The sequence below is a fragment of the Sphingomonas sp. genome (genome assembly GCF_048595155.1).
Lineage (GTDB): Bacteria > Pseudomonadota > Alphaproteobacteria > Sphingomonadales > Sphingomonadaceae > Sphingomonas_I.
Window position 1 is genome coordinate 1 of sequence record NZ_JBMDXN010000018.1, and the last position, 17,513, is coordinate 17,513.

14 protein-coding genes and 1 pseudogene are annotated in these 17,513 nt (G+C 65.0%); 13 read left to right on the forward strand and 2 right to left on the reverse strand.

What is annotated here, in order from left to right; genetic code table 11:
• From ACOJSI_RS03455 to ACOJSI_RS03495, 9 genes and pseudogenes are all read left to right on the forward strand, one after another.
• Nucleotides 1-770, forward strand: a pseudogene (locus ACOJSI_RS03455) (TonB-dependent receptor); the annotation flags it as partial.
• 86 nt (nt 771-856) lie between these two features.
• On the forward strand, nt 857-2,671 hold the full coding sequence (locus ACOJSI_RS03460) for a phosphoenolpyruvate carboxykinase (GTP) (RefSeq protein ID WP_420136865.1): 1,815 nt from the start codon (nt 857-859) through the stop codon (nt 2,669-2,671).
• A 20-nt stretch (nt 2,672-2,691) separates the two neighbouring features.
• Entirely contained in the window at nt 2,692-4,116 is a 1,425-nt protein-coding gene (locus ACOJSI_RS03465) for an alpha/beta hydrolase family protein (protein ID WP_420136866.1), read from the forward strand.
• Nucleotides 4,113-5,015, forward strand: a complete 903-nt coding sequence (locus ACOJSI_RS03470) for a hypothetical protein (protein WP_420136867.1) — start codon at nt 4,113-4,115, stop codon at nt 5,013-5,015. The genes ACOJSI_RS03465 and ACOJSI_RS03470 overlap by 4 nt, the downstream gene beginning before the upstream one ends.
• Nucleotides 5,012-5,857 (forward strand): Nif3-like dinuclear metal center hexameric protein, encoded by an 846-nt coding sequence (locus ACOJSI_RS03475; RefSeq protein WP_420136868.1) that lies wholly within the window; start codon nt 5,012-5,014, stop codon nt 5,855-5,857. Before ACOJSI_RS03470 ends, ACOJSI_RS03475 begins: the two co-directional genes overlap by 4 nt.
• A 50-nt stretch (nt 5,858-5,907) precedes the next feature.
• Complete coding sequence (locus ACOJSI_RS03480) at nt 5,908-6,867, forward strand: cupin domain-containing protein (RefSeq protein ID WP_420136869.1); 960 nt, start codon at nt 5,908-5,910, stop codon at nt 6,865-6,867.
• A gap of 3 nt (nt 6,868-6,870) precedes the next feature.
• Nucleotides 6,871-8,025, forward strand: a complete 1,155-nt coding sequence (locus ACOJSI_RS03485; protein ID WP_420136870.1) for an L-lactate dehydrogenase — start codon at nt 6,871-6,873, stop codon at nt 8,023-8,025.
• 28 nt (nt 8,026-8,053) lie between these two features.
• On the forward strand, nt 8,054-9,199 hold the full coding sequence (locus ACOJSI_RS03490) for a YncE family protein (protein WP_420136871.1): 1,146 nt from the start codon (nt 8,054-8,056) through the stop codon (nt 9,197-9,199).
• A 23-nt stretch (nt 9,200-9,222) separates the two neighbouring features.
• Nucleotides 9,223-11,844 (forward strand): glycoside hydrolase family 3 C-terminal domain-containing protein, encoded by a 2,622-nt coding sequence (locus tag ACOJSI_RS03495; protein WP_420136872.1) that lies wholly within the window; start codon nt 9,223-9,225, stop codon nt 11,842-11,844.
• Between the two features lie 93 nt (nt 11,845-11,937).
• On the opposite strand, the gene ACOJSI_RS03500 is transcribed toward ACOJSI_RS03495, so the two are convergent.
• Both ACOJSI_RS03500 and ACOJSI_RS03505 read right to left on the reverse strand, forming a co-directional pair.
• Nucleotides 11,938-12,621: a hypothetical protein gene (locus tag ACOJSI_RS03500; protein ID WP_420136873.1), complete on the reverse strand. Its 684-nt coding sequence runs from the start codon at nt 12,619-12,621 to the stop codon at nt 11,938-11,940.
• A 28-nt stretch (nt 12,622-12,649) separates the two neighbouring features.
• Nucleotides 12,650-12,940 (reverse strand): hypothetical protein, encoded by a 291-nt coding sequence (locus tag ACOJSI_RS03505; protein WP_420136874.1) that lies wholly within the window; start codon nt 12,938-12,940, stop codon nt 12,650-12,652.
• 203 nt (nt 12,941-13,143) lie between these two features.
• On the opposite strand from ACOJSI_RS03505, the gene ACOJSI_RS03510 reads away from it, so the two are divergent.
• From ACOJSI_RS03510 to ACOJSI_RS03525, 4 genes are all read left to right on the forward strand, one after another.
• On the forward strand, nt 13,144-13,854 hold the full coding sequence (locus tag ACOJSI_RS03510; protein ID WP_420136875.1) for a response regulator: 711 nt from the start codon (nt 13,144-13,146) through the stop codon (nt 13,852-13,854).
• On the forward strand, nt 13,851-15,164 hold the full coding sequence (locus tag ACOJSI_RS03515) for an ATP-binding protein (RefSeq protein ID WP_420136876.1): 1,314 nt from the start codon (nt 13,851-13,853) through the stop codon (nt 15,162-15,164). The genes ACOJSI_RS03510 and ACOJSI_RS03515 overlap by 4 nt, the downstream gene beginning before the upstream one ends.
• 111 nt (nt 15,165-15,275) lie before the next feature.
• Nucleotides 15,276-15,974, forward strand: a complete 699-nt coding sequence (locus tag ACOJSI_RS03520) for a carbonic anhydrase (protein WP_420136877.1) — start codon at nt 15,276-15,278, stop codon at nt 15,972-15,974.
• Entirely contained in the window at nt 15,974-17,488 is a 1,515-nt protein-coding gene (locus ACOJSI_RS03525) for a SulP family inorganic anion transporter (RefSeq protein WP_420136878.1), read from the forward strand. The genes ACOJSI_RS03520 and ACOJSI_RS03525 overlap by 1 nt, the downstream gene beginning before the upstream one ends.
• Nucleotides 17,489-17,513 lie beyond the last annotated feature (25 nt).

The window sequence follows — 17,513 nt, forward strand, 5'->3', positions numbered from 1 at the left end:
ACAAGTTCATCGGCGGTGTCAGCTCGCCGAGCCCCAGCGCCATCGTCAATTCGGCCGGATTGCGGCCGTTGCTGACGATCTGCCCGCAAAGGTGCAGCGATGCGCAGATCAACGAATTCGCCAATATCGCTAACGGCGCCACCATTTCCGGCGCGGTGCCGCCGGACGTCTATTACCTGCTCGATCAAAGCTCGCGCAATGCGCTCAACCTGACGGTGGAAGGCATTGACGGTCAGTTCACCTATCAGCGTACCATCGGCGATCTCGGTCGCTTCACGGTCGGCACTGCCTTCACCTACTTCACCAAGTTCATCCAGAATTTCGGTGGCGGCACCGATTTCAGCATTCTGAACACGTCCGGCTACAACACGACCTTCCCGTCGGTGCGGTTCAAGAACCGCGCGCAACTCGGCTGGGAGATGAGCGGTTTCTCCGCCGACCTCTTCTGGAACCATGTCGGTCCCTATCGCAACTGGATCAGCACGACCGTGACCCCGATCACGGTGAATAGCGTCGGCAACCCGACCGGCGGCGGCGATCGGGTCAAGGCCGGCAACACGTTCGACCTGCACCTGCAATATGAGTTCCAGGGCGAGAATTTCCTGCGCGGCTGGCAGGTCTATGTCGATACGCAGAACCTCTTCGACAAGGATCCGCCTTTCTACAACGGCAACACCAACGGCATCCTCGGCGGTGCCTGGGGCTATAACGGCTTCGTTTCCAACCCAATTGGACGCGTCATTTCAATCGGCTTGCGGGCCAAATTCTAACGCTCTCCCGTCTCTGCCGCTCGCATAGTGCGGGCGGCAGCTTTTTAGCGGGAGTATAAGCAGGTTCTTCGTAGCGGAGAGTGCAGGTGTATAATTTCCAGCCCCCCAATCTGCCGACACGGCACCAGGCGCTGATCGCATGGGTCGACGAACTGGCCGCCCAATGTCAGCCCGACCATGTCCGCTGGTGCGACGGATCGGATGCCGAATGGTCCGAACTCACCCAACAATTGGTGGCGAGCGGCACATTGGTGCAGCTCGATCCCGCCAAGCGCCCCAACAGTTTCTACGCGCGCTCCGATCCCCGCGACGTCGCCCGGGTCGAAAGCCGCACCTTCATCTGCTCGGAACGGCAAGAAGATGCCGGCCCGACCAACAATTGGCGCGCGCCCGCCAGCACCCGCGCCCATCTGGATCGCCTCTTCGCCGGCGCGATGCGCGGTCGGACCATGTATGTCGTGCCCTTCTGCATGGGGCCGCTCGGCTCCGACAAAAGCATGATCGGCGTCGAAATCACCGACAGTCCCTACGTCGTCTTGTCGATGCGGATCATGGCGCGGATGGGCCAGCCCGCGCTCGATATGCTGGGTGATGATGGCTTCTTCGTGCGCTGCGTCCACTCGGTCGGCATGCCGCTGATCGACGGCCTCGGCGATGTGCCCTGGCCCTGCAATGAGGAAAAATGGATCGTCCATTTTCCCGAAACGCGGGAGATTTGGTCCTATGGCTCGGGCTACGGCGGCAACGCGCTGCTCGGCAAGAAATGCCTCGCGCTGCGCATCGCCTCCGTCATGGCACGCGACGAGGGCTGGCTGGCCGAGCATATGCTCATCCTCAAGCTGACCTCACCCGAAGGCCGTGTCCATTATATCGCTGCGGCCTTCCCCAGCGCCTGCGGCAAGACCAACATGGCGATGCTGGAGCCAACGATCCCGGGCTGGAAAGCCGAAACCATCGGCGACGACATCGCCTGGATGCGCTTCGGCCAGGATGGCCGGCTCTATGCGATCAATCCCGAAGCCGGTTTCTTCGGTGTGGCGCCCGGTACCGGCCCGAAGACCAACCATAATGCGGTGGAGACGCTGACAGGCAATTGCATCTTCACCAACACCGCGCTGACCGCCGACGGCGATGTCTGGTGGGAAGGGCTGACCGACGTGCCGCCGGACGGTCTGACCGATTGGCAGGGCCGCGCGTGGTCTCCGGAACTGGGCACACCCGCCGCCCACCCCAATGCGCGTTTCACCGTGCCTGCCGGGCAATGCCCTTCCATCGCGTCGGAATGGGATGCGCCGGAAGGTGTGCCGATCTCCGCACTGCTCTTCGGCGGCCGCCGCGCCTCGGCGGTGCCGCTGGTGACGGAAGCCCTGTCCTGGCAGCACGGCGTCTACCTCGCCGCCAATATCGCCTCCGAAGGGACGGCTGCGGCGGAGAATAGCATTGGCGCGTTGCGGCGCGATCCGTTCGCGATGCTTCCTTTCTGCGGCTACAATATCAGCGATTACTTCCGCCACTGGCTGCGGCTCGGCAGCGCCGCGGCATCGGATGCGCGTCAGCTGCCCCGCATCTATCTGGTCAATTGGTTCCGCAAGGGGCCGGATGGACGGTTTGTCTGGCCGGGCTTTGGTGACAATGCGCGCATTCTCAAATGGATTGTGGACCGCATCGAAGGCGCAGCCGACGCGCGATCGACACCGATCGGCCATGTGCCCGATGCCGCCGATCTGGATCTGAGTGGCCTCGACCTGACGGCGGACCAGCTGCACATCCTGCTGGATGTCGATCATGATGTCTGGCGGCAGGAAGCGGCGTTGAGCGCCGCCTTCCTCGGTTCCTTGGGCGATGATGTCCCGCTTCCGCTGATGCAGGAGCAGGACGCGCTCGAGAGCCGGTTGGCCTAGCCGCGCGCCAGGGGGGCAGGATGGGGGTCGGTCGTCCGCTGCATGCCGCACTGATTGCGGTGCTGCTTCCCGCGTCGCTAGCGGCGCAAACCCGGCCGCCGGTCGATCCGGCGCGGGCGCGGATCGAAGCGGCGTCGCAGGCGGAGCGGGCACGCGAATTGGACCTGCTCGGCATCCACAGCTTGCGGCCGACCGTGTCGGCGCGCGACCCACACGCGCCTGACTTTGCTAATTTCGACGAAGCCAAGGCCAGTCCATTCCCCGATCTGCCGCCCTTGTTGACGGCCCAGAATGGTCGGGACGTGACCAGCCCGGCTCTGTGGTGGAAGCTGCGACGGCCGGAAATTGCGCGCCTGATCGACGCGCACCTCTATGGCGTGCAGCCGCAGCACCTCCCGCGCGTGCGCTGGCGTGTGACGGGAACGGCGCGGGACGTGGTGGGCGGCGTCCAGGTCGAGACCCGCACGCTGGTCGGGCATGTCGACAATCGCGCCGCGCCGGCCATCAACGTCGATATCGCGATGACGGTCACCGTCCCGGTCGCCGCGCGCGGCAGGCACGTTCCGGCTGTCATGCTGTTCGGCTCGACGGATCCGCACCCGCGTCCGCTGAGCGCCTTCGGCATCAGCGAGCCCGCGGGCCCGAGCGAACGCGAACAGATCATCGCCAGGGGTTGGGCCGTGGTGGTGCTCGATCCAGGTTCGGTCCAGGCCGACAATGCGGCAGGCCTGACCCAGGGCATCATCGGCCTGGCCAATCAGGGGCGGCCGCGCAGCCTCAGCGATTGGGGCGCATTGCGCGCCTGGGCCTGGGGCGCAGGGCGGGGCCTCGACTATCTCGCAACCGATCCGGACATCGACGCCCGGCGCGTCGCCATCTTCGGCCACTCCCGCTACGGCAAGGCGGCCTTGGTAACGCTGGCTTATGATCAACGCTTCGCGATCGGTTATATCAGTTCGTCAGGCGCGGGCGGCGCAACCCTATACCAGCGGAACTATGGGGAAGGCATTCCCAACCTCGCCGCCGCCAACGAATTCCACTGGTTCGCGGGCAATTTCCTCAAGCTGGCTGCGGTCGGCCACAGCGCCGCGGATCTGCCGGTGGACGCGCACGAATTGATCGCCATGGTCGCGCCGCGTCCGCTCTTCATCGGTGGCGGCGTGCTCATGCTGTCGCCGCCCAGTGCAGTGCCGGGTGACGCCTGGACCGACACGCCAGGCATGTTCAAGGCGGCTGTAGCGGCAAGCCCCGCCTGGACGTTGCTGGGCCGCAGGGGGCTGGAAACGCAAAGCCTGCCGCCGGTGGGGGTCTATTTGGGCGTCGGTGATATCGGTTTTCGCCAGCACGAATATGGCCACACACCCAAGCCCAATTGGCCGTATTTTCTACGCTTCGCTGCCCGCTATTTCGATCGCGCGGACGGCCCTGTCCGGGAGCACCCATGACGATGTTCAGTCGCCGGCAGCTGTGCCTGAAGGGTGCGCCGGCTCTTGTCGCGACCGGCCTTGGTGCGCCGACAAGGGCGCAGTTTGCGCGGATCGCGTCCCCGCAGGCTGTCGTCGCCGCCCTCGATGGACTGGCGACATCAGAGCGCCTCGCGGGCGCTGTCGACGGTCCGGTCCGGGCGATCGCATTGCTCAGCGACCCAAGCCTCTCCGCCCTGCTAACGGCTGTCGCTGCCGGCTGTTCGCTCATCCTCAGTGCGGAAAGCCCGTTTTACGGCAAGCCGGCTGATCCTGCGGCGGCCACCGGTCCCTTTGCCGCCATGGCGCGAAGCGCGATCGACGCCCTGCACGATAGCCCTGCATTTCGTGCCAAACAGGCCTTCATCGCCGACCATCATCTTACCGTCTATCGACTCACGCCTCGCGATGACGGTGCACCTGCTGCCGAAGCGCTGGCGGCGCGGCTGGGCTGGGGCGCCTATCGTGACCGGAGCAGCCGTGCCGCCATCTACCGACCGCCGGGATTGACGCTCGCCCAGCTGATTGCCCTGGCCCATGCGCGGCTGGGCGCGAATGGCGGGCTGAGGTTCATCGGCGATCCCGCCATGCGCCTCTCCTCCGTCTTGCTCGCGCCGGGCACGGCCGAAGTCGTCCGCACCACCCAGGCGCTGCGCCATGCCGATGCGCTGCTCACCGGCGATATGCGCGAATGGGAATTGGTCGAATATGTCCATGACAGCGCCGAAGCGGGCATGCCCAAGGCGTTGGTTTCCACCGGTCGTATCTTGTCCGAACAGCCCTTCCTCGAACGCTGTGGGCTTGCATTGAAGCAGGCTTTTCCAACGCTGCGGCAGCATCATGCGATGCGCGGCGATCCTTTCTGGCGGGTGCAGGCATGACCCCGCGCGAACTGGTCGATCTGATCTACCGCAAGGCTGCGGAGGAAGGCACGCCGCCCGCGCCCGCGCCGTCGCGGCGCGACACGTTCAAGATCGGCGATCCCGACGCGCGGATTACGGGCATCGCCACGACCGGCATGGCAACCTTTCGCGTGCTGCGGCGGGCGGTGGCGGAGCGCCGGAACTTCATCATCACGCACGAGGATACGTGGTTCCGCGACAATGACATCGTCGATTTCCTCGGCGACGATCCGATCTATCTCGCGAAGAAAGCCTTCATCGATCGCAATAAGCTGATCATCTGGCGCAACCACGATCTGGCCCACCGTATGCGGCCGGACCCCTTGTTTGCCGGTCAGCTGCGCGCGCTCGGCTGGGTTGCGGACCCGATCGTGCCGGCGCCGCGCATGCCGATCGTCACCTTGCCGAAGCCGATGACGCTGCGGGCATTGGCGCGCTATGCCGCAGGCCGCACCGGTACGCACTCGCACCGTGTCGTCGGCGATCCCGATATGATTGTGCGCAAGGTGGCGGTAGGCGTCGGCTACGCCTTCCCCAGCCTGCCGTCGCTGCCCGATGTCGATGCCATCGTGGGCGGAGAGTCGGCGGAAGGGAGTGCCGGCACGCTGCCGACGATGGATCAGAGCGCGTTCGCGGCGGACATGACGACGCTGGGCCACCCGCGCGGGATCATATTTCTTGGTCATATGGGCACGGAAGACAGCCCGATGCAGCTGGTGGCGAACTGGTTGGGCGGCTTCGTTCGCGACATCCCGATCGCATTTCTGCCCGCCGGCGAGCCTTTCCACCCACCTTTGTCGGGGTTCACGGACACCCGATAGCACGTGAAAACACGCTGAAATCACAACAGAAATGGACAGGAGAGGCCTCAATGAACAGGCATTTTGCACTTGGTTTGACGGGTTCGGCACTGCTCGCAGTCATGCTTACGGCCTCTGCCGGCGCGCAATTTGCCGGCCGGGAAGATCCGATGCCGGTGACCGCGCCCAAGCTGGCGGAGGGTTATTGGTCGGCCAAACCGTCCAAGCCGACGCCGTATAGCACCCCCAACAAGGTTCATTGGAAGCTGTCCGAAATCCTCGCGGCGCATCACGGCAAGAGCGATTGGGTGCAGCCGATCATCCGCAATCCGGAGCAGGATGCGGACTATATCTCGCTGGGAGTGGGCAAGAAAACCAAGCGCAAAATGTATGCCGACGATCGTGTCGTTTGGATCGTCCAGGACGGATCGATGCGCGTTTCGATCGACGGGGTGGAGCCGTTCGTCGCGACCAAGGGCTTCATGGTCAACGTACCCTTCCGCCATTTCTACTCGATCGAAACCGTTGGTGACCGCCCATCGCTGCGTTTCGAGGTCCGCCAGGCCGGCTCGCCGCCGCTCTATCCTGCGGATGAGAGCCCCGATCCTTATCCCGGACGGACTTATGTGAAGGTCACGGGATCGCCCGGGCCGGCCAAGGATCGCGATACCAACCCCATCTATGTCGATTTCTGGAAGCAGATCGGGAACAGCGACAAGCCCTATAACGGCAAGTTCGTGTGGGACGATCACTTCACGTCCAACATCCTGCGCGGCAAGGCGCAGCCGGTCGCGCCGGCCACCAACAAGGGCCATTTTCACGTCGACTGGACCGAATTCTGGTACGTGATGGAAGGCAAGATCGGCTATCAGATCGAAGGATATCCCTTCTTCGAAGCCGACCAGGGCGACATCGTCACCGCCCAGAAGGGGCGCTGGCATCGCCCCTCCAACGCCCCGGATGCGCCCATCTCGACCCGCATTCCGTTCAATCCGCGTCCTGTCATCCTGCATAATTTCGCCACGGACTGAGCGATGACGCCCGCCTGCGTGGAGGATTTTCGGCGGCTGGCAGCGCGCCGGCTGCCGCGATTCCTGTTCGATTATATCGATGGCGGTTCCTATGCCGAGGCCACGATGCGGCGCAACGTGGCCGATTTCGAGCGGCTGGAGCTGCGTCAGCGCGTCCTGCGGGACGTGTCGCGCATCGACCTGGGCACGCAGATCCTGGGTCGGCACGCGGCACTGCCGCTCGCGCTCGCCCCGATCGGTCTGGCCGGTCTCTACGCCCGGCGTGGCGAAGTGCAGGCGGCGCGCGCGGCTGAGGCGGCCGGCGTACCCTTCATCCTATCCGCATCCGCCTGTTGCGGGATCGAGGAGGTGGCGTCGAACGTCGGCGCGCCGCTGATCTTCCAGCTCTACATGATCAAGGATCGCGGCTTCATGGAAGCCATGCTCGATCGCGCACGCGCCGCCGGGGTCGAGACTTTGGTGATGACGGTCGATCTGATCATCCACAGCCCGCGCTATCGCGACATGCGCTCCAGCCTGACCGGGGATCAGGGGATTGGCGCCCGGCTAAAGCGCGCCTTCGAGATCCTGCGCCATCCGGATTGGGCCTGGGATGTCGGCGTCCGCGGGCGGCCGCATGTGCTGGGTAATTTCGCGGCGGCGATGCCGGATGGCGCCGGCCTCGCGCAATTCACCGCCTGGGTGTCGCGCAATTTCGATCCCTCGATCAGCTGGGATGACCTCGCCTGGATCAAGGATCGGTGGAAGGGCCGGCTGGTCTTGAAGGGCATCCTCGATCCCGAGGATGCGCGCCATGCCGTCGATGTCGGTGCGGACGGGATCGTCGTGTCCAACCACGGCGGCCGCCAGCTGGATGGCGCGCCCTCGACGATCGCGGCTTTGCCGGCGGTGGTCGACGCGGTCCAGGGCAGGTTGGAGGTGCTGATGGATGGCGGCGTACGCTCCGGGATCGACATCCTGCGCGCGCTCGCGCTTGGCGCCCAGGGCGTGCTGATCGGCCGGGCCTGGGCCTTCGCCTTGGGCGCGCGCGGCGGCGCGGGGGTGACGCGCATGCTGGACATGCTGCGCCAGGAGCTGCTGGTGGCGATGGCGCTCACGGGCCACAGCAATATCGCCGCCGTCGGCCGCGACGCGCTGATCCTGGGCGATCGACCATGACCATGACCGCCGCCGGGAGCTGCCGCCGATGACGCCACGCTTTCTCTGTGCGGCGCTGATCTTGGCGCTGCCGGGCGCGGCTCTGCCGGCGCAGATCGCCCTATCCGCCAACGATGGCAAGGTCGTGCCCGCCGATCAGCCTGATGCTCCACGCACGGCAGACGCGATTGCGGTGCTCCGCATCGGGCCGGCCGGCGCACGAACGCTCGCCACTCTGCCGGTTCCAGGAACCGTGGTCGGGCCGCCGGGAACAGTCGCGCTGACCGCGGATAGCCGCCTGGCGATCATTACCGCCGGCCAGATGCTGAATGCAGGCGGCACGCCCGAGCCGGCCGATCTTGTCTCTGTCGTCGATCTGCGCCGACCAAATACGCCGCGCCTGATCCAGACGCTCCATGCCGGTGCCGGCGCCGCCGGCATCGCGATCAGCCCGAATGGTAAGCTGGTGCTGATTGCCAATACCAACGCGGACAGCCTGTCCGTTTTCGCCTTGGCGCGGGGCCGTCTGACGCCTGTCGGCACGATCGCACTGGATCCGAAAAGCCGCCCGGTTGATGTGGGGTTCGCAGACGCCGGTCGGACCGCTTACGTGGTGGCGCAGGGCACCAATCGGCTGCTGCGGTTCACCGTGGCCGGACTGCAGCTGCTACCGGGGTCGCCGATTGCGATCGGTGCCGCGCCTTACAGCCTGGCGATCAATCCGAAGACGCAGATTGCCTATGTCAGCCACCTCGTCGGGCGGGCGCCTGCTGCAGCCCCGGGGCCGCGGCCCGGATCGATCGGGATCGTCGATCTCAAGGCGGGCCGCATGGTCGGGCAGATCGATACGGGCGTCACGCCGGAACATGTCGGCCTGTCCCCCAGCGGGCGCTATCTGCAGGTCACCGTCAATAACGGATCGACTTTGCCGACGCGATCCCCGGCCTTCCATGATCATGGCCGCATGACAGTCTATCGCGCGATGGGCGATCGCCTGATGCCCGTCGCGGAAACGCGGACGGGGCGGTGGTGTCAGGGCGCCGTCTGGCGCGCGGATGAGACGCTGCTGTTGCTGCAATGTTCGTACAACAAGCAGATCGAGCCGTATCGCTTCGACGGGCATAGTCTGACGGCAGGCGAACCGATCACCTTCGATGCCCGGCCCGGCGCGATCGCCACCGCGCGCAGCCGATAATCACAAGGAAACAGGGGAACGATATGCGCAGGATATTGCTGGGATCGGTGGGCTTGGCCGCGATAGTCTCATCCGCGCGGGCGGCCACGTCGGACATGCCGTTCAAAAATCCCGCCCTGCCGATCGCGCAGCGGGTGGACGATCTGGTCGCGCGGCTGACGCTGGAGGAGAAAGCGTCGCAACTGGTCAATCAGGCGCGCGCTGTCCCGCGGCTGGGCATTCCGGAGTATGATTGGTGGAGTGAAGCGCTGCACGGTGTCGCCAACAACGGCTACGCCACCGTCTTTCCGGAGCCGATCGGGCTCGCCGCAACATTCGACCCTGCCACGATCCAGCAAATGGGCGCCGCGATCGGCGACGAGGGGCGGGTGAAGTGGAATATGATCGAGCGTGCGGGCGGTACGCACAAGATCATGCAGGGGCTGACCTTCTGGTCGCCGAACATCAACATCTTCCGCGATCCGCGCTGGGGCCGCGGCCAGGAGACCTATGGCGAGGATCCGTTCCTGACCGGCAAGCTGGGCGTGGCGTTCGTGCGCGGCATGCAGGGCGATGATCCGCGCTACTATCGCGTTTCAGCCACCGCCAAACATTATGCGGTGCATAGCGGCCCTGAGCCGGGCCGCCATAGCGACAATATCACGGTCAGCCTCCATGACATGGAGGACACCTACCTTCCCGCATTCCGCGAACTGGTGGTCGACGGGAAAGTGGAATCGGTGATGTGCGCCTATAACGCCGTCAACGGCCAACCCGCCTGCGCCAACGAGTTTCTGCTCAAGGATCGGCTGCGCGACGCGTGGGGCTTCAAGGGCCATGTCGTATCCGATTGCGATTCCATCGCGGATATCGAGCGCGGCCACCATTATACCAAGACGGTGGCGGAAGCGGCGGCGGTGTCGATGAAGCTTGGCGTCGATAATGACTGTACCGAATATGGACGCAAGCCCGGACCGACATCCGATTACGACCCGTATCGCGAGGCCATGCAGCGAGGGCTACTGCCCCAATCCGCCGTTGATCAATCCCTGCGGCGGTTGTTCACCGTTCGCATGAGGCTTGGCCTGTTCGACCCGCCTGCATCGGTTCCCTACGCGCAGATCCCGGATACGCTCCTCAATTCCGACGCACACCGCGCACTCGCGCTGAAACTGGCGCGGGAGTCGATGGTGCTGCTGAAAAATGATGGCGTGCTGCCGCTGAAGCGAGCGGCGATCCGGCGTATCGCGGTAGTCGGGCCCTTGGCCGATCAGACGGAGGTCCTGCTAGGCAATTATCATGGCCAGCCGTTGCGCCCGATCTCCGCCCTCGACGGGATCCGTGCGGAATTTCCGGACGCGCAGATCGTGTTCGAGCCCGGCACCGACTTCCTGCGCCTGGCGGAACCCATCCCGACGAGCGCGCTCCGCACCCCGGACGGTCAGCCCGGAATGAAGGGAGAATATTGGCGCAACGGCGATTTCTCCGGCGCGCCGGCTTTGACGCGGATCGATCCCAGGGTTGCGTTCGAACGCAATGCGCCCGCGGCTTTGCCCGACGCCGCGACCGTGTCCGTCCGCTGGACGGGCAGCGTTACCGCGCCCGCGGACGCAACCTATCGGATTGGCATTGACGGGCGGTCGGCCAAATTGTGGATCGACGACAAGCTGGTCGCGGACAATAGCGGCGCCCAGCAAAGAGGCCCCAATCTGGTCGAGCTGACCCTGCGCAAGGGCGAGCCGCATCAGGTTCGGATCGAACAGAGCCCCAGCCGTTTCCCGCCGCGTTTCGTCTGGAACGAGATACGCAAGGACGCCCTGGCCCGCGCCGTCGCCGCAGCCCGGAGTGCCGATCTCGTCATCGGGATCGCGGGCATCACCTCCGCGCTGGAAGGCGAGGAAATGACCGTCAATATCCCCGGCTTCAAGGGTGGGGATCGCACCAGCCTGGACATGCCCGCGGACGAGGAAAACGTGCTGAAGGCGGTCAAGGAAACGGGTAAGCCGCTGATCGTGGTGCTGATGAACGGATCGGCTTTGTCCGTGAATTGGGCCGCGCAGCATGCCAATGCGATCCTAGAGGCGTGGTATCCCGGCCAAGAGGGCGGCACAGCCATCGCCCAGACGCTGTCCGGCGCGAACAATCCGTCCGGCAAGCTGCCGGTCACCTTCTACACCGGCGTCGACCAGCTGCCGCCGTTCACCGACTATGCGATGGCCCAACGGACCTATCGCTATTTCACAGGCAAGCCGCTTTATCCATTCGGCCACGGCCTGAGCTATACGCGCTTCAGCTACGACAAAACGGCGCCGACGCGCCTTAGCGTGAAAGCCGGGGAGCAAATCGGCATCGACGCGACGGTGCGTAACGATGGCAAGGTCGCGGGGGACGAAGTGGTTCAGCTCTATCTGAGCTTCCCCGATGCACCCGGCATTCCGGTCCGCGCCTTGCGCGGCTTTACCCGTGTCACTCTGGAGCCGGGTGCAAGCAAGCAGGTGCATTTCGATCTGGATCCGCGAGATCTGTCGAGCGTGAATGCGGCCGGACAACGACTGGTCACGCCCGGCACCTATCGCGTGAGCGTTGGCGGTGGCCAGCCCGGTACCGCGTCCGGCGGCGCCAGCGCGACCTTTACGGTCACGGGCAGCTATCGGTTACCACTTTGAAAGCAAATGGGGCTGCGCACCGACCGGCGCGCAGCCCCATCAAAGTTTGCGCCCGGCCAGCTAAAAGCCAGCCGGACGCGGCGGAAGGGGGGCCTATCCGCCATCCGTGACCGCCATCATGCCCATTGCATGGTGGCCGCCAGGGGCGGCGACCTGCAACGGCCGGGATGCACGATAATCGTCGACTGCGCGGAGCAAGCCAGCGGCTTCGGCCGGAACGATCGCGGTGCGAATGTCGGCACCATTGTCGTCCTTCAGCTTGAAGGCCCAGCTATGCCGACGATCGGGCCGATATTGAGCAGCGATGGCACGCACCGCGGCCTCGTCCAGCTCGAAGGCGATCGTCTTGGTCAGCGCACAATTGAAATTATTGTTGTTGTCGTTGGTCGCACAGGGATCCTGGGCGTCGAGCTGCAGTGTCAGTGGGGCCGTCTGCAGCCCCGCCGGGGTTATGAAATGCGCCGAACGATAGGCCCGCTGCGAACCGTAATAGCGAACCTTCGTGCGCACCTCATAGGTGGTGGCGCCGGTTCGCTTGTCCACGATTGCGCGGAGGTGATTGTCATGCCCGTCCAGTCGGAAGAGCCCCCAACCTTCACGATGGGCCTTCTGCGTCGAGAGGGTGGCATGAAATTCCAGCGGATCGTCCTGCACTGTCGTCGCCGCCTGGAAGGCGTCGGGCGACATTGCCAGCAGCTTCTTGGGCGGCTGCCGATCTGCCAGGGCCGCCCCGGGGACGGCCACGGCCACCAGGCCGGCAAGGATCAGCTTACGCATACGACGATATCCTGGGGATGACGCGCGTTCAGTCGCGCGCGGTGGATTGTGCGGCAACCGCACCGGCGTCGGCGCGGGCCAGCTCGACCGAACTGCACGGCGCCTTCGGCAGCGCATGGGCGCCATAGACGGGCAGCTTGCCAGCCGGCAGGCTGTGCATGGTCTTGCCGCAGGTTGCGGCAGCGGCATCCGCCGTGCGATACGATACCTGTGGGCTGCGGCCAGCGAGCGCGCCGGAGCCGGCGGGGACAAGCTGGGCAAAGGCCGACGAAGCCGGCAGGACGAGCGCGCAAGCGGCAATCAGCAAAGTGCGGGTCACAACGAAACTCCATCCAGGCGGGATTGCCTGATGAGCCCAAGATAGGCGGCGGGATTTTCCGCCACTTGCCGCGATTGTAAGAAAGTATGTCTGGACCCGATTGGCCCGATGCGGTCTTTACGCGGGGCGCTAGAGACGGGCGGCGGGAGAAAGAAGGAGCTTATGTTGCTTGTTGCTTACGGCCGTAGCGGGGGAACGCGACCATGACCTCACCCGTCATCGTGCTGGTGGAGGACGATCCCGCCCTGCGCAGCCTCACCGCCCGCACGCTTCAGGAAAATGGCTACATTGTCCGCCCTTGTGCGACCGCACCAGAAATGTGGCGGGCGATGGAGACCGGTCAGATCGACCTGGTGTTGTTGGACATCATGTTGCCCGGGACGAGCGGGATCGATCTGTGCCGTGCCCTGCGGCGCGAGAGTGACGTTCCGATCATCTTCATCAGCGCCAAGGGCAGCGAAACCGACCGCGTGATCGGCCTGGAGCTGGGCGCTGACGATTATCTGCCGAAACCGTTCGGGACGCGCGAGCTGATCGCCCGGGTTCGCGCCGTCTTGCGCAGGGGATCAGCCGAGGATCGCCGGACGGAGCGCGATCAGGGGCTGGCCGAATTTGATGGCTTCACCCTGTCGTTGCCGCGTCGCGAATTATTGTCGCCAAGCGGCGGTGCGATCGACCTTACCGGAGCGGAATTCGACCTGCTGGTCGCGCTGGTCGACAATGCGCAGCGCATCATCGCCCGCGAACGGCTGATCGAATTGTCGCGCACGCGCATGGGCGACAGTTCGGATCGATCGGTGGACGTGCTGGTCAGCCGCCTGCGGCGGAAATTGTCGAGCTCCGGCAAGGAGGCGCCCATCATCACGGTGCGCGGCGTCGGTTACATGTTGAATGCGGCGGTAACGCGGAGTTGAAGTTGCGCGGTGGTCTTTCGGTCGGCTTGCTGGGACGCTTGCTGGCAATCTTGTTGCTGACCCTGGCCATCGAGTTCGTCGCAAGCACGATCCTCTACGAACGGTCCAGCCGGGCACTGATCCGCAGCGACGAAGCGCATCGGCTGGCCGAGCATCTGGTGATCGCGCGCAAGCTGCTGTCCGATCAGGATCCGTCGGCACGGCCGGCGCTGGCGTCCCGGCTGACCACCGACCGATACGACGTCCACTGGGCAGGCTCGACCACCATGCAGCCGCCCCGGCCAGCGGAACAGGACGAAGCCTATCGCCGTGTGATCGATTGGGAAAGAAGCCTGGCCGATAGCGATCTGCGCGTCGAAACGGTGCCGATCGGGCGCAAGGCGCAATTGTCCGGCGCGCTGCGGTTGAATGACGGCACCTGGATGCGCTTCCGCGCCTTCGAGCCCGCGGGAGACGGGCAGCCGGGCTGGCATCGTATATTCCTGGTGCTGTGGCCGTCTGCTGCGCTGCTTATCATCGGTGCGCTGTTATTCCGTCACACGTTGCGGCCGATGAAGATGCTGGCCGGCGCCGCCGACCGGATCGGGCGCAGCAGCGGCGTGACCTTGCCCGAGGCCGGGCCGACCGAGGTACGTCACGTGATCCGCGCTTTCAACGCCATGCAGACGCGTATCCAACAGCTGATCAACGATCGGACCGAGGCGCTCGCAGCGGTTGGCCACGACCTTCGTACCCCGCTGTCGCGCCTGCAATTGCGCGCCGAACTGGTCGCGGATCCGGCGCTACGCCGTGCGTTCGAGGCGGATGTAACCGAGATGGAGGCGATGGTCGTTTCCTTGCTGGCGTTCCTGGGCGGGGATGAGGATCCGGAAACGCCGGTACGGACCGACGTCGCGGTGATGGCCGCAACGATCGTCGACGATGCGGTCGATCGTGGAGAGGACGCGACCTATGTCGGTGAGGACCATCTGGAGGCCATGGTGCGACCAGGTGGCATGAAGCGCGCGATCGGCAATCTGGTGCAGAATGCGCTGCAATATGGCGGCAGCGCTCGCGTGGGCGCGCGCGGAGAGGGGCGGACCTTGGTCATCTGGGTTGACGATGACGGACCGGGCATTCCCGAGGAGATGATGGCGGAGGTGCTGCATCCCTTCACGCGGTTGGATCCCGCCCGCGGCCGCAACACCACCGGGCTGGGACTGGGCCTCGCAATCGTGATCCGGTTGGCGAAGATCGAGGGCGGGGAGTTGAACCTCTCCAATCGTCCGGAAGGTGGCCTGCACGCCGAGTTGAGGGTCCCGCTGCGCTAAATCGTTCGCCAGCAAAACTTCGTTACATTCACGCGGGGACGCAGCAAAATCCGGACCTTACCTCTCTTCCATGAAGCCGTCCGTTGGCGGCTCTCGAAGGGAGTATATTGTATGAACGAACTGATCGGGCGTGTCCTTCGGTTCGAGAAGGACGTCTATCCCATCCGCAGCGAGCTTTACAGCAAGCTTGCCAGCCGAGGTCAGGCGCCGAAGGCCCTGATGATTTCCTGCGCGGATTCACGCATCGTACCGGAACATGTGATGCAGGCTGAGCCAGGCGACCTGTTCGTCTGCCGCAACGCCGGCAACATCGTCCCTCCTTTCGCGACCATGAATGGCGGCGTGTCCTCCACGGTGGAATATGCCGTGCAGGCGCTTGGCGTACGGGACATCATCGTCTGCGGTCATTCCGACTGCGGCGCGATGAAGGCGGTCGCCGAGCCGCATCTTGCCAAGGATATGCCCAACGTTGCCGCTTGGTTGCGCCACAGCGGCGCGGCCAGCCAGGTTGTGCGGGATGCCTATCCCGAACTGTCCAACGGCGATCTCGTCCGTGCGATCAGCCTTGAGAATGTGGTGGCACAGCTTGCCCATCTGCGGACGCATCCCAGCGTCGCGGCCGGCATCGCCCGCGGCGAAATCTCGCTGCATGGCTGGTTTGTCGACATTCATGCCGGCCAGATCAGCGGACTGGATGGCGATACGGGCAAATTCGTCCCGCTGCGCGAGGAAGATCCGCTGCCGGTCGCACTGCGTGCCGAGCGTCGGACCGCCGTTGCCTTCGATTCCTATGCGGTGGCAGCGGAATGATGGCCGCCCTCACTGAGCGGCTGAAGGGTGGCGCGGTCACGCGCGACTTCACCGCCTCCATCGTCGTGTTCCTGGTGGCCATGCCCTTGTGCATGGGCATTGCGATCGCTTCGGGCGTGCCGCCGGAGAAGGGCCTTATAACGGGCATTATCGGCGGCATCGTCGTCGGCATGCTGGCGGGATCGCCGCTCCAGGTCAGCGGCCCTGCCGCTGGCCTGGCTGTGATCGTGTTCGAGATCGTGCGCGATCAGGGCCTGTCTGCGCTAGGACCCATTCTCGCGCTGGCCGGCCTGATCCAGTTCGTGGCCGGCATGCTGAAGCTGGGCGGATGGTTCCGCGCCATTTCCCCCGCAGTCGTGCACGGTATGCTCGCTGGTATCGGCGTGCTGATCGTGGTCGGCCAGTTTCACGTCCTGTTTGACGCCAAGCCGCTTGCCAGCGGTATTTCGAACCTGATGGCCATGCCAGGCCGTCTGCTGGGCCTCAATCCCGGTGACGTTTCGGGTGCCGAGCGCGCCTTCACGATCGGTCTGCTGACGATCGTGGCCATGCTGACCTGGGAGAAGTTCCGGCCGGCATCGATGCGCCTGCTGCCGGGCGCGCTTGTCGGTGTGACGACGGCGACGCTGGTTGCCTGGGGCATGGGCCTGGACGTGACGCGCGTCGCGGTTCCGAGCAACATCTTCAGCGCGGTCGACGTGCCGGATCAGGGCTTCCTGGCACGGCTGGCCGACCCGGCCATCTATGCCACGGCGCTGGCCATCGCTTTCATTGCCAGCGCGGAGACGCTGTTGTCGGCGGCTGCGGTGGACAAGATGCATGACGGTGTCCGCACCAATTACGACAAGGAATTGCGCGCGCAGGGCGTTGGTAACCTGCTCTGCGGTGCGGCTGGCGCCTTGCCGATGACCGGCGTGATCGTGCGGTCGTCCGCCAACGTCCAGGCGGGTGCGACCACGCGACTGTCGACCATCCTGCACGGTATCTGGATCCTCGGCTTCGTCGCCTTGCTGCCCTGGTTGCTGCGGGAAATCCCGATGGCCGCACTCGGCGGCATCCTGGTGGTGACGGGCTTCCGGCTGGTCAGCGTCTCACACGTAACGCATCTGTTCCGTCATTACGGCATCCTGCCCGCGATCATCTGGGCGGCGACGCTCGTGACGGTCGTGACGGAGGATTTGCTGACGGGCGTGCTGGTGGGTCTGGGCTTGTCCTTGCTGGAACTGATCCCGCATGTGCGCCGGCTCAACCTGCGGGTTGATGCGCAGCATGGCGAAGCCAATAGCCATGTCGCGCTGGACGGCGCCGCCACCTTTGTGAGCTTGCCGAAGCTGACGCGGACGTTGGAAGAGGTGCCGCCGAACAGCCGCCTAACGCTGGATCTCGCCCGGGTGACGGCAATCGACCACACCAGTGCCGAGATGCTGAACGATTGGCTGCAACGCCGCCGGGCGGCGGGCATGCAGGTTGCGCTTGCCGGCGCCGAGGGGCGCTTCCCAGGCATCAAGGGCTAAAGTCGAGGCAGAAACATTTCCTTAC